Raw genomic sequence first — 12685 nt, 5'->3', positions numbered from 1 at the left:
CGTACCAGGTCACACCGACGGCGGGGGATCAGCGGCCGGGGGCGTACCAGGTCACACCGACGGCCGCGACCAGCAGCGTCGTGCACAGCAGCACCAGCCCCACCCCGATGCGCAGGGACCGGACCGCCGCCGCGGCCTCCTGATGGTCACCGAGCGGAGCCGGTGGGAGGGCCGCCACGGGAGTCACCGTCAGCCGGCCGTGTGCCGCGCGCAGCAGCGCCAGCGCTCCGGCCACGCCCGCGGCCAACGCGGCGAGCAGCAGCAACCCGACCAGCGCGCCCCAACCGGCCGCGAGCGTGGTCACGTCGGAGCGGCCCCGGATCAGGCTGAACCCGACGAGCGCCACCAGCAGTCCACCCAGACCGTTGCGCCAGGCCACCGCCGCCGCACGTACGCGCTCCAGCTCGCCGCGCAGCAGTCCGGCGAGTTGCTGCGCGCGGCGCAGGTCGGCCACGGTCGCGGGCGGGCCGGGGCGGAGGCGGATCATGCCTCGACCTCCAGCCACAGCGTCCAGTACGCCCCGCAGCCCCGCAGCCCGGCGGGACACCCCGGGTGCTCGACCTCGCACTCGCACAGCAGCGTCCGGTAGCCCTCATCGGGGGTCGCGGCGTCCTTGCGGTAGACCTCGTCGACGAGGGTGGTGGCGCTCGCGTGACCGCACCGGGGACAGCGCCCGCTCAGCACCACCGCGAACTCGAACTCCTCGGCCCGGAAGTCCGCCGCGGCCCGCGTGGCGTACGCCTCGTCGGTCACCTCGGCGTACGGCAGTGGGCTCGGCGTCGGCCCGTCGTCACTCATCCCGACCTCCCGCCACCGACACCTGGACCGTCCACCGTAGCCGGTGACCACACCCGGGTACGCCCACGTGACCGTCCGCGTGCCGTCCGTTCCGGCGACCGACCCGGGGGAGTTGCGCGGAGCGCCGGGTGCCGCCCCGCTCGGCGTGCGAGGCTGGGCGCGTGCCGGTGACGCCGGCTCGGGCGGCCGGCCCGGTGCGTGCCGGCGACGGCGAAAGGGAGCGCCATGGCGGGAGCGCCGCAGGTCGACTTCGCACTCGACACGTACGAGTGCATCGTGATCTATCCCGGTGCGGCCGGACGGGCCCTGCCCCCGGAGACCGTGCAGCGGTTGCAGGCCGAGCACGCTGAGCACATGCAGGCGCTGCAGCGCAGCCGGATCATCCTGGTCGCCGGCTCGGTGGACGGCCCGGCCCGTACGCCGGAGCCGCCGATCGGCTTCGGGCTGGCCCGCACCGGCAGCGTCGAGGACGTGCGCAGCGTGCTGGAGGCCGACCCGGCGGTGCAGGCCGGCCTCTACCGGGTGGACGTGTTGACCTTCCTCTGCCCGGCCGGCTCGCTGGAGTTTCCGCTGGTCAAGGCCGGTAGCTGAGCGTCGGGCCGTACGACGGGTGTCGTGCCGTTGACGGCGTCGGGGCCGGCGCCGGTGTTACGGTCGCGCGTACGGCGGAAAGCCCTCGTCCGCGTCCGGCCGAACGGCCCACGACCCGGGTGACCTGCTCACCGGCGTGCCCGCTCGGCCCGTCCCCGGGGCGTCGGAGAGGGCCGTCGCCGGGAGCGGCCCGACACCGGCTCGGCGCGGAGGCGTACGATTCCCGGCGCGCGGTCGCCGTTGCCCGTCGCCACAACGTTCCGGTGCGCTTACGCCCGCCGGCCCGACGCGTGCCACGCGTCGTTGGACATCTGTTCCGCTGCCTGCAAGGGGTCGGCCCCGAGTCCGACCCGAAGGAGAGACTAGCCTGATGGGCGTGACACGCCGCGCGAAGATCGTCTGCACTCTTGGTCCCGCCACCTCGTCACCGGAGCGCATCCGGGGCCTCGTCGAGGCCGGTATGAACGTGGCGAGGCTCAACTTCAGCCACGGCAGCCACGCCGACCACGAGGCCGTCTACCGACTGGTCCGGGAGGCGTCCGAGGCGGCCGGCAAGCCCGTCGCCGTCCTCGCCGACCTTCAGGGCCCCAAGATCCGGCTCGGCAAGTTCGCCGACGGCCCGCACGAGTGGCGCACCGGTGACTCGGTCGTGATCACCGGCGACGACATCCTCGGCACCAAGGAGCGGGTTTCCTGCACCTACACCAAGCTGCCGCACGAGGTGAAGCCCGGCGACCGGCTACTGATCGACGACGGTCGGGTCGCCGTCGAGGTCACCGACGTCACCGGAAACGACATCCGCTGCCTGGTCACCGAGGGCGGCCCGGTCTCCAACAACAAGGGTGTCTCGCTGCCGAACGTGGCGGTCAGCGTGCCCGCCATGTCGGACAAGGACGCCGAGGACCTGCGCTTCTCCCTGGGCCTCGGTGTCGACCTGGTGGCGCTCTCCTTCGTGCGCTCGGCCGAGGACATCAAGCTCGTCCACAACATCATGGCCGAGGAGGGCGTCTTCCGTCCGGTGCTAGCCAAGGTCGAGAAGCCGGAGGCCGTGGAGCACCTCGAGGCCATCGTGCTGGCCTTCGACGGCGTGATGGTCGCCCGTGGCGACCTCGGTGTCGAGATGCCGCTGGACGAGGTCCCGCTGGTCCAGAAGCGCGCCGTGCAGCTGTGCCGGGAGAACGCCAAGCCGGTCATCGTGGCCACCCAGATGCTCGACTCCATGATCGAAAACTCCCGCCCCACCCGGGCGGAGGCGTCCGACGTCGCCAACGCGGTGCTCGACGGCGCGGACGCGGTCATGCTGTCCGGCGAGACGAGCGTCGGTAAGTACCCGGTGCTCACCGTCAGCACCATGGCCAAGATCGTGACGACCACCGAGGCGGGTTCGATCGGCGTGCCGCGGTTGCAGCACGACCCGCGTACGCACGGTGGCGCGCTCACCGTCGCCGCCTCGTCCATCGCCCGGGCCATCAACGCCAAGGCGCTCGTCGCGTTCTCGCAGACCGGCGACACCGTGCGGCGGCTGTCCCGCCTGCACTGCGACCTGCCGCTGCTCGCCTTCACGCCGGTTCCCGAGGTGCGCGACCAGCTCGCCCTCACCTGGGGCGTCGAGACCTTCCTCATGCCGTTCGTGCAGCACACCGACGACATGTTCCGCCAGGTCGACCAGGCGCTGCTCGGCCTCGACCGGGCCAACCCCGGCGACTACGTGGTGATCGTGGCGGGCAGCCCGCCCGGCACCCCCGGCTCGACCAACACGCTGCGCGTACACCAGCTCGGATCGCTGGTCGACGCCGCGTCGGCGCGGGCGCTGCAGTGAGCGACGGTCGGGTCGCGGTCGGCCAGGCAGCGGTCGACCAGCTGCTGGAGGTGCTGGACCTCGACCCGACCGGGGAGATGACCTTCCGGGGGATGAGCCCTCCGGTCGGCCCACAACGGGTGTACGGCGGCCAGGTTGCCGGTCAGGCCCTGGTCGCCGCCGGCCGCACGGTGGACCCGGAGCGGTTCGTGCACTCGCTGCACGGCTACTTCGTCCGCCCCGGCGACCCCGCCGAGCCGATCGAGTACCAGGTGGAGAACATCCGCGACGGCCGGTCGTTCTCGGTGCGCCGCGCGGTAGCCCTCCAGCACGACAGGCCGATCTTCTTCATGTCGGCGTCGTTCCAGCGGGCCGAGGAGGGGCTGGACCACCAGGCCCCCGCCCCGCTGGACGTGCCGCCGCCGCAGGACGTGCCGACGATGTCCGACCGGCTCTCCCGCTACCCGGAGCGCCTGGGCATCTGGGGCCAGATCCCCCGGCCCATCGACGTGCGCTACCTGGGGGAGCCCGGCTGGGTCCGCCCCGGCGACCGGCCGGCCGACCCGCACCAGCGGGTCTGGATGCGCATCGACGGCAAGTTGCCCGACGACCCGCTGCTGCACGCGTGCGCCCTCACCTACGCCTCGGACCTCACCCTGCTGGACTCGGTGCTCTCCGTGCACGGCGAGGTGTGGGGGCCGGGCGGCGTGGTCGGCGCGAGCCTGGACCACGCGCTCTGGTTCCACCGGCCGTTCCGCGCGGACGAGTGGTTCCTCTACGACTGCTGGAGCCCGTCGGCGTCCGGCGCACGCGGGCTGGCGACCGGCCGGATATTCACCACGGACGGCCGCCAGATCGCCAGCGCCGTGCAGGAGGGTTTGCTGCGCCGCGTCGGCGCCTGACCGGACCGCTCACGCCTGGTGGATGGCCTCGCCGGCGATCTCGATCTGCACGGTCTTACCGACGAGCACGCCGCCGCTCTCCAACGCGACATTCCAGAGCAGGCCGTAGTCCTCCCGGTTGATCTCGGCGGTCGCGCTGAATCCGAAGATGTTCTGACCGTACGGATCCTGGCGGGCGCCGCCGAAATTCACCTGCAGGTTCACCGCGCGGGTGATCCCCTTCACCGTCAACTCGCCGGCGAGCACAAATCGATTGGGCTCGGCTTGCGGTGGAGGATTGTGACTTCTGCCTCGTCCACCGAGTCTGTTGCTGCGCAGTCGTGCCCAGTAGAAAATCGGGTCGTCGTTGCTCTGCCAGGTGATGCCCGTGCTTCGATATTCGAGAGTGGGATAACGCTCCACATCGAGGAAGTCGGCGCTTTTCAGGTGGGTGTCCCGGTCGGCGCTCCCGGTGGAGATGCTCGCCGCCATGATGGTGGCGGTCACGCCGGAGCGCAGCGGATCCTCCGCGACCGTGATCTCCGCGGTCGCCTCCGCGAACTCGCCGCGCACGGGGCTCACCATCATGTGACGGGACAGGAAACCGATCCGCTTGTGCGCCTGATCGAGGCGGTAGGTGCCAGCGATCGGGATGGTCATGCCATCCCAGGTGCGTGTGGCGACATCGGTCATCGTGTTGCCTTCCCCCGGGGTTTGTCTATGTCCGGCCCGAGCCCAAGAAACCGGTCGGACTGGCATTCCGCCCGCCCAGCATAAGGACGCTTCGAATCGGCCTTTCGGGCCCCACCAGGTAGTGGATCACGGCGTACCGCGTTATTGGTTGTTCGTCGATGCGTGACCGATCGGCCGAGGGTCGCCGGTACCGGCGGATGACCTGCGGGCTAACCTTGCCGGCATGCGTCTCTCCGCCCGGGTCGACTACGCCCTCCGCGCGGCCGCCGAGCTGGCCGCGACGGCCAGCGGCCCCGGGCGAGGTCGGCCGGTCACCGCTGACCAGATCGCCCGTGCGCAGGAGATCCCGCCGAAGTTCCTGGAGAGCATCCTGTTGCAGCTGCGCCGGGGTGGCATCGTGCACGCCCAGCGCGGTCCGGAGGGTGGCTACTGGCTGGCCCGCCCGGCCGAGGAGATCTCGCTCGCCGAGGTGATCCGGGTGATCGACGGGCCGCTCGCGCACGTGCGTGGGCAGCGCCCCGAACAGCTCGGCTACCACGGTCCGGCGCGTGCCCTCCAGGAGGTCTGGATCGCGCTGCGCGCCAGCGAGCGCGAGATCCTGGAGCTGGTCAGCGTCGCCGACGTGGCCGCGGGGGCGCTGCCCGCGCGGGTCATCGAGCTGGCCGCCGACCCGCGCGCCTGGATCTGACCTCTCCCCGGGCTGACGCCTCGGCGTCGACCTGGTGGCGTCCCATCCACCGATCAGACACTTGACCCCGGCTCCACCGTGCCGCATTGTCGACCAAGTCGATAGGAGATACCGAAAAGTCAGGGGGCGCTCGTGCGCAAGCTGCTGGTCCTCGCTCTGGTCGGGCTCGTCGCGCAGTTGATCGATGGTTCGCTCGGCATGGCGTACGGGCTGACCTCGTCCACGTTGCTGCTGGTCGTCGGGGTCGCTCCCGCCGCCGCGTCGGCGTCGGTGCACCTGGCCGAGATCGGCACCACGCTCGCCGCCGGGGTCGCGCACTGGCGATTCGGCAACGTCGACTGGCGGGTGGTGACCCGCATCGCGCTGCCCGGCGCGATCGGCGCGTTCGCCGGCGCCACCCTGCTCAGCTCGATCTCCACCGAGTCAGCCGCGCCGTGGATGGCCGCCATCCTCTTCACCCTGGGGACGTACCTGCTGGTGCGCTTCGCCCGACCGCTGCGTACCGGCCGGGTCGGCGGACGGCTGCGCGGACGCTTCCTCGGCCCACTCGGCCTGGTCGCCGGCTTCGTCGACGCGACGGGCGGCGGGGGCTGGGGTCCGGTGGCCACACCCGCGCTGCTGGTCTCCGGGCGCATGGAGCCCCGCAAGGTGATCGGCTCGGTCGACACCGCCGAGTTCGTGGTCGCCGGCGCCGCCAGCGTGGGCTTCCTGATCGGGCTGGGCACGGAGGGGTTCCTGCTCCCCACCGTCGTGGCCCTGCTGATCGGCGGGCTCATCGCGGCTCCGCTGGCCGCCTGGCTGGTACGTATCGTTCCCGCGCAACTGCTCGGGGCGGCCGTCGGGGGCGTGATCGTGCTGACCAACGCCCGCACCCTGATCCGGTCCGCCGAGCTGGACGGCCCGCTCCGCCCCACCCTGTACGCCCTGCTGGCCGCCGGCTGGCTGACCGCGCTGTTCTTCGCCGTGCGGGCCCTGCGCCGTACCCGCCGAGCCCGCGCCACCGCCGCCGCTGCCACCGTGACGGCCATGGCACCCGCCGCTGGATTGCCGGTGCTTCCTGAGTCGGTCTCTGCCATCCCCAGCGCTGCCGCCGGTAGCACACCGGCCGATCTCAGCGTGGCGGGAACGCCGGGATTGCGTTGACCCGCGCGACGGCTGGCTGGGGCGAATCTCCCCAGCCACCCGTCGGTGCTCGCGGCGGGTGCCTTCCCTGTAGTGAGCGTGATGCCTGTGAGTCATCAAGATGACTCACAGGCATCACGCTCATGTGAGTCCTCGCCCCCACCCGGGGGGAGATGCGGCGTTGCCGCCGGCCATCAGCCCTGCCGAGCGGCAGCCCGGGACGCGGCTCCTCTGCCGCCGTCGCGGCGGAAGGTCGACCGCGGATCGGTCATGTGGCGGTGTCTGCAGGCGGCGACGCCGCGACGTCGGCGATCTGGCGGGGTCACCGCGCCGTGATGCCGCCACATCGGCGACCTGGCGGGGCCCGTCGATCGGTGGCGATCGGGCAGGCGGTAGCGCCCGGGCTGTCAGCGGGCCAACAGCTTGTCCGCTGCCTCGGCGAGCAGCGTCCACGTCTCGTCGATGTGCGCCTCGGTGGTCTGTGGTGCGCCGACGGCCAGGCGCAGCGTGTACCGGCCGGCCACCCGGGTGTGGGTCAGGTGTGCCCGCCCGGTGGCGTTGACCGAGGCCAGCAGTGCGGTGTTCGTGTCGTCGTCGGTCCGTAACCGGAAGCAGACCAGTGAGAACGGGTGCGGCGCGGCCAGCTCGAACCGGTTGTCGGCGCGGAGGTGGTCGGCGAACCGGGCGGCCAGGGCCACGCCGGAGCGGATGTGCGCCCGCAGCCCTTCGACCCCGTACCAGCGCAGCACGAACCACAGCTTCAGGGCGCGGAACCGCCGGCCCAGTGGCACCTGCCAGTCCCGGTAGTCGAGCACCGCTCCCGACTCCGAGGCGGCGTTGCGCATGTACTCCGGCAGCACGGTCAGCGCCTCGACCAGCTCGCTGCGGTCGGCGACCCAGAACGCGTCGCAGTCGAAGCCGGTGAGCAGCCACTTGTGCGGGTCGAAACAGTAGGAATCGGCGTACTCCAGGCCGGCGTGCGACCAGCGCAGCTCGGGGCAGACGGCGGCGGCGCCCGCGTACGCCGCGTCGACGTGCAGCCAGACGCCGTACTCGGCGCAGATCGCCCCGATCTCCGCCACCGGGTCGATGGCGGTGGTGGAGGTCGTGCCGATCGTCGCGACCACGATGGCGGGTACGTCTCCGGCGGCCAGATCCGCCTCGATCGCGGCGCGCAACGCGTCCGGGCGCAGCGCCTGGGTGTCCGGATCCACGTTGAGCGTCCGGACCCCGTCCGCGCCCAGTCCGGCGATCCGCGCGGCCTTCTCGATGGAGGAGTGCCCGTGCACCGACGTGTACGCGCGGTAGCGCCGGTCGATGCCGGTGGTGCGCCAGCGACCCGCGCTGGCGCGGTGCAGCGCGGCGAGGGTGGCCACCAGGGTCGCCGAGGACGCCGAGTCCTGGATGACGCCGCCACCGGGCCCGGTCGACGAGAAGCGCGACGGCAGGTCGAGCAGCTCGGCCAGCCAGTCCATCATGACCGTCTCCAGCTCGGTGCAGGCCGGGCTCGTCGCCCACATCATGCCCTGCACTCCGAGCCCGGAGCTGACCAGGTCGCCGAGCAGGCTCGGTCCGGACGTGTTCGCCGGGAAGTAGCCGAAGAAGCCGGGGTGCTGCCAGTGCGTCAGCCCCGGCAGGACGATGGTGTCCAGGTCGGCGAGGACCGCCTCGACCGGTTCGCCGCCCGTGGTGGGCGGCGAGCCCGCCAGGGCCTCGGCCACCGTGCCCGGCGGGTCGACGGAGGTGACCGGTCGTTGGTGCAGTGTCGTCCAGTAGTCGGCGATCCAGTCGACGACGGCGTGGCCGGCGCGGCGGAACTCGTCCGGGTCCATGTGCGGGGCGCTCATCCGGTCGAGTCGATCAGGAGGCGTGGGGGACGGTCAAGAGCCGTACGGGGTGACGGCCGTCGATATTGCGGACCGGAAAGCGCTTGCCCTACGATGCGGCTGAGCCGGATCCGAGTACCAGGGCGTCAACCCCCGACCAGATCGCCGTTCGTCGCCGCCGCGGCGGACCGTCCACCGTGCCACCCGGGCAGGGCAGGTGGGCCAGAGCGATCACCACCGGATCCCCGGAGGCAGTTCATGCACCCGTCAAGACAACGGCTGACCGTGCTCGCCGCCTCGACGGCGGCAGCCGTCGTGGCCGGCGCCGTCGGCGCGGTCGTCGCCTCGGCCGCCGCCGTCGGCTGCCGCGTCGACTACCAGGTCACCAACCAGTGGCAGGGCGGCTTCGGCGCCAACGTCACCATCACCAACCTCGGCGAGGAGGTCAACGGCTGGACCCTCGCCTGGTCGTACACCGCCGGCCAGCAGATCTCCCAGGCGTGGAACGCCACCGTCAGCCAGTCCGGGGCGCAGGTGAGCGCGCGCAACGTCGACTACAACGGCGTGCTCGCCACCAACGGCACCGCCTCGTTCGGGTTCAACGCTTCCTGGACCAGCAGCAACCCGGCGCCGGCCAGCTTCACGCTCAACGGCGTCACCTGCACCGGAGCGCCCCCCACGGGCGACCCGACCACGCCGGCCCCGACCACCCCACCGCCGACCACCCCACCGCCCACGACGCCTCCGCCGACCACCCCACCGCCGACGACGCCGCCGCCCACCAACCCTCCGGCCGGGGCGAAACAGATGGAGAACCTCGACCGGGGGCTGGTCAGCGTCCGCTCCGGCAACGGCAACCTGGTCTCCTGGCGGCTGCTCGGCACCGAGACCTCGGGCGTGTCGTTCAACCTGTACCGCGGCTCGACCAGGGTCAACGCCAACCCCATCACCGGCGCCACCAACTACCTCGACAGTGGCGCGGCGGCCGGCTCGACGTACACCGTGCGGGCCGTGGTGGGCGGCGCCGAGCAGGCGGCGTCCGCGCCGGCTCTGCAGTTCGCCAACGGCTACCTGGACGTGCCCCTGCAGGTGCCGGCCGGCGGCACCACCCCCAGCGGAGAGAACTACACCTACAGCGCCAACGACGCCTCCGTCGGTGACCTCAACGGCGACGGCACCTACGAGATCGTCCTCAAGTGGGACCCGTCGAACGCCAAGGACAACTCCCAGTCCGGCTACACCGGCAACGTCTACGTCGACGCGTACACCCTGACCGGCGCCCGGCTGTGGCGCATCGACCTGGGCCGCAACATCCGGGCCGGCGCGCACTACACCCAGTTCCAGGTGTACGACTACGACGGCGACGGTCGCGCCGAGGTGGCCATGAAGACGGCCGACGGCACCCGCTCCGGGACCGGTCAGCTCATCGGCTCGTCGTCGGCGGACTACCGCAACTCCAGCGGTTACGTGCTGTCCGGCCCGGAGTACCTGACCATGTTCAACGGCCAGACCGGCGCGATCGTCTCCACCGTCAACTACGACCCGCCGCGCGGGACCGTGTCGTCCTGGGGCGACTCGTACGGCAACCGGGTTGACCGGTTCCTCGCTGGCACCGCGTACCTGGACGGCCAACGCCCGTCACTGATCATGGCGCGCGGCTACTACACCCGCGCGGTGATCGCGGCCTGGGACTTCCGCAACGGGTCGCTGACCAAGCGCTGGACGTTCGACTCGAACTCCTCCGGCAACGGCGCGGCGGCCGGCCAGGGCAACCACCAGCTCTCCGTGGCCGACGTCGACGCTGACGGCCGCCAGGAGATCGTCTACGGCGCCGCCACCATCGACGACAACGGGCGGCTGCTCTACTCGACGGGCAACGGGCACGGCGATGCGATGCACGTGGGTGACCTGGACCCGGGCCGGGCCGGCCTGGAGGTGTTCAAGGTCGACGAGGACGCCAGCAAGCCCAGCTCCTGGTTCGCGGACGCCCGTACCGGTCAGATCCTGTGGTCCACGCCGGCCTCCGGCGACAACGGCCGGGGTGTCTCGGCGGACATCTGGGCCGGCAGCCCCGGCGCGGAGTCCTGGTCGGCGGCGGTCTCCGGACTGGCCAACACCCGTGGGCAGAACATCGGCCGCAAGCCGTCGTCGACGAACTTCCTCGCCTGGTGGGACGGCGACCCGGTCCGCGAGCTGCTGGACGCCACGAAGATCGACAAGTACGGCACCGGCGGCGAGACCCGGCTGCTCGACGGCAGCGGGGTCGCGTCCAACAACGGCACCAAGTCCACGCCGTCGCTCTCCGGCGACATCCTGGGCGACTGGCGCGAGGAGGTGATCTGGCGGACCACCGACAGCCGGGCGTTGCGCATCTACAGCACACCCACTCCGACCAGCACCCGGATCCACACCCTCATGCACGACCCGCAGTACCGGGTGGCGATCGCGTGGCAGAACACCGCCTACAACCAGCCGCCACACCCGGGGTTCTTCATCGGCGACCAGATGCCGAGCCCACCCACCCCGAACATCTACCTACGCTGATCCGACCCTGGCGGTACTGATCGCGTTCGCCTAAGGTGGCAGGCACCGGGCCGCAGCCGCGGAATCCGCACAGCTGCAGCCCGGTGCTCCACACCGCGGCATTCCCGACCCGTCCCGACCGGGAATGCCGTACCACCACCGGCACCAACATTAGGCACCGTCCGGGTCGCGGGAGTGACGCTGACGTGAAGATCGTGTTTCACGCGTCCCGACGCAGGCCCCCGGCACCTTCTCGGCGATCAACTCGTACGACCGCACCCGGTCGGCCACGTCGTACACCAGCGTGGTGAGCATCAGCTCGTCCGCGCCCGTGCGTTCCTGCAGCTCGGTGAGCTGCCGCAGCACCGTCTCCGGCGAGCCCATCGCCTGACCCTCGCGCCGTTGCAGCACGAACTCCCGCTCGAACTCCGAGTACGGGTACGCCGCCGCCTCGTCCGGCGTCGACAGCGGCTCCGGCCGACCGGAGCGCAACTTCAGGAACGACAGCGCGCTCGGTCCCGCCAGCCACTCGGCGCGCTCGTCGGTGTCGGCGCAGACCGCGTTGACCGCCACCATCGCGTACGGCTTGTCCAGCCACTGCGACGGCCGGAAGTTCTGCCGGTACAGCGCCAGCGCGGGCAGCGTGTTCGCCGAGCTGAAGTGGTGCGCGAACGAGAACGGCAGACCCAGCAGACCGGCCAGTTGGGCGCTGAAGCCGCTCGACCCCAGCAGCCACACGGCCGGCTGCTCGCCCCGTCCCGGGGTGGCGACGATCTGACCCGGCTTCTCGCCGCTGAAGTAGTTCATCAGGTCGGCCAGCTCACGCGGGAAACCCTCGGCAGACAGTCCCTCCATGGTGCGCCGCAGCGCCAGTGCGGTGACCTGGTCGGTGCCCGGCGCCCGGCCGATACCCAGGTCGATCCGGCCCGGGTGCAGCGCCTCCAGGGTGCCGAACTGCTCGGCGACCACCAGCGGCGCGTGATTAGGCAGCATCACTCCGCCCGAACCCAGCCGGATCGTCGACGTGTTCGCCGCCAGGTGCGCCAGCAGGACCGCCGGCGCGGAGCTGGCGATTGCCGGCATGTTGTGGTGCTCGGCCACCCAGAACCGGCGGTAGCCCAGCTCCTCGGTGCGCCGGGCCAACTCGGTGGTGGCACGGAGGGCGTCACCGGCGGTGGCGCCCCTCGCGACCGGTGCAAGATCAAGAACAGACAACGGTACGGTGATCACACGCAGTGCCAACTCCCGGGCCTGCCCGTTCATTCCGAGCGCCGCTCAGCCCACCCCACGCGCCTGCTCGAAGATCAGGCTGGTCTGCGTGTGCTGCACCGCCGGATCGACCGCCAGATGGTCCAGCACGAAATCCCGCAACGCGTCACCCGACGCCGCCCGCACGTGCAGCACGTAGTCCTCCGCGCCCGCCACGTGGAACACCGACACCACCCCGGGCAGCCGCACCGACCGCGCCCGGAACGCGTCCACCGCCGCCCGCTCGTGCGCCGTCAACCGCACCGACACCAGCGCCTGCAACGGCAGACCCAGCGCCGCCGGGTCCACCTCCGCGTGGAAACCCCGGATCGCACCGCGCTCACGCAGCGCCCGCGTACGCGCCAGACACGTCGACGGCGCCACCCCGACCCGCTCGGCGAGCGCGTTGTTCGGCAACCGGCCGTCCGCCACCAACTCGGCGAGGATCGCCCGGTCCACCTCGTCCAGGGGCGGATACCGCCGCACATCGTTCGGCTCAGGGGGCATCCGAGCATCC

General features: G+C 71.7%; 12 protein-coding genes. 6 read left to right on the top strand and 6 right to left on the bottom strand.

Features of this window, described 5'->3' with window-relative positions:
• Positions 1–28: 28 nt before the first annotated feature.
• Both ACTFTM_RS22890 and ACTFTM_RS22885 read right to left on the bottom strand, forming a co-directional pair.
• The gene (locus ACTFTM_RS22890; RefSeq protein WP_449562527.1) at positions 29–487 is read right to left on the bottom strand and encodes a hypothetical protein; all 459 of its coding nucleotides are present in this window, start codon (positions 485–487) and stop codon (positions 29–31) included.
• Complete coding sequence (locus ACTFTM_RS22885) at positions 484–798, bottom strand: hypothetical protein (RefSeq protein ID WP_449562526.1); 315 nt, start codon at positions 796–798, stop codon at positions 484–486. Before ACTFTM_RS22885 ends, ACTFTM_RS22890 begins: the two co-directional genes overlap by 4 nt.
• Before the next feature lie 225 nt (positions 799–1023).
• On the opposite strand from ACTFTM_RS22885, the gene ACTFTM_RS22880 reads away from it, so the two are divergent.
• The 3 genes from ACTFTM_RS22880 to ACTFTM_RS22870 all read left to right on the top strand — a co-directional run bounded on the left by ACTFTM_RS22880 (position 1024) and on the right by ACTFTM_RS22870 (position 4089).
• The gene (locus ACTFTM_RS22880) at positions 1024–1389 is read left to right on the top strand and encodes a YciI family protein (RefSeq protein WP_449562525.1); all 366 of its coding nucleotides are present in this window, start codon (positions 1024–1026) and stop codon (positions 1387–1389) included.
• A 370-nt stretch (positions 1390–1759) separates the two neighbouring features.
• Complete coding sequence (gene pyk / locus ACTFTM_RS22875; protein WP_449562524.1) at positions 1760–3208, top strand: pyruvate kinase; 1449 nt, start codon at positions 1760–1762, stop codon at positions 3206–3208.
• Positions 3205–4089, top strand: a complete 885-nt coding sequence (locus ACTFTM_RS22870) for an acyl-CoA thioesterase (RefSeq protein WP_449562523.1) — start codon at positions 3205–3207, stop codon at positions 4087–4089. Before pyk ends, ACTFTM_RS22870 begins: the two co-directional genes overlap by 4 nt.
• Before the next feature lie 9 nt (positions 4090–4098).
• On the opposite strand, the gene ACTFTM_RS22865 is transcribed toward ACTFTM_RS22870, so the two are convergent.
• Positions 4099–4761, bottom strand: a complete 663-nt coding sequence (locus ACTFTM_RS22865) for a YceI family protein (RefSeq protein ID WP_449562522.1) — start codon at positions 4759–4761, stop codon at positions 4099–4101.
• Positions 4762–4984: 223 nt separating this feature from the next.
• Between ACTFTM_RS22865 and ACTFTM_RS22860 the strand changes: the two genes are divergently transcribed.
• The gene (locus ACTFTM_RS22860; RefSeq protein ID WP_449562521.1) at positions 4985–5449 is read left to right on the top strand and encodes an RrF2 family transcriptional regulator; all 465 of its coding nucleotides are present in this window, start codon (positions 4985–4987) and stop codon (positions 5447–5449) included.
• Positions 5450–5581: 132 nt separating this feature from the next.
• Positions 5582–6592 carry a sulfite exporter TauE/SafE family protein gene (locus ACTFTM_RS22855; protein ID WP_449562520.1) on the top strand — a complete coding sequence of 337 codons (1011 nt, stop codon included), beginning with the start codon at positions 5582–5584 and terminating at the stop codon, positions 6590–6592.
• Positions 6593–6978: 386 nt separating this feature from the next.
• Here the strand turns inward: ACTFTM_RS22855 and ACTFTM_RS22850 are convergent, their stop codons facing one another.
• Complete coding sequence (locus ACTFTM_RS22850) at positions 6979–8418, bottom strand: pyridoxal-dependent decarboxylase (protein ID WP_449562519.1); 1440 nt, start codon at positions 8416–8418, stop codon at positions 6979–6981.
• Between the two features lie 237 nt (positions 8419–8655).
• On the opposite strand from ACTFTM_RS22850, the gene ACTFTM_RS22845 reads away from it, so the two are divergent.
• Positions 8656–10941, top strand: coding sequence for a rhamnogalacturonan lyase family protein (locus ACTFTM_RS22845; RefSeq protein ID WP_449562518.1), 2286 nt, complete (start codon positions 8656–8658; stop codon positions 10939–10941).
• Positions 10942–11091: 150 nt separating this feature from the next.
• Here the strand turns inward: ACTFTM_RS22845 and ACTFTM_RS22840 are convergent, their stop codons facing one another.
• Together ACTFTM_RS22840 and ACTFTM_RS22835 are read right to left on the bottom strand one after the other, a co-directional pair.
• Entirely contained in the window at positions 11092–12183 is a 1092-nt protein-coding gene (locus tag ACTFTM_RS22840; protein WP_449562517.1) for an LLM class flavin-dependent oxidoreductase, read from the bottom strand.
• A 12-nt stretch (positions 12184–12195) separates the two neighbouring features.
• Positions 12196–12675, bottom strand: coding sequence for an Lrp/AsnC family transcriptional regulator (locus ACTFTM_RS22835; protein ID WP_449562516.1), 480 nt, complete (start codon positions 12673–12675; stop codon positions 12196–12198).
• Between the last annotated feature and the right edge of the window lie 10 nt (positions 12676–12685).

The sequence above is a fragment of the Micromonospora sp. RB23 genome (assembly GCF_053585025.1).
This window is presented reverse-complemented; position numbering and strand designations above follow the sequence as displayed.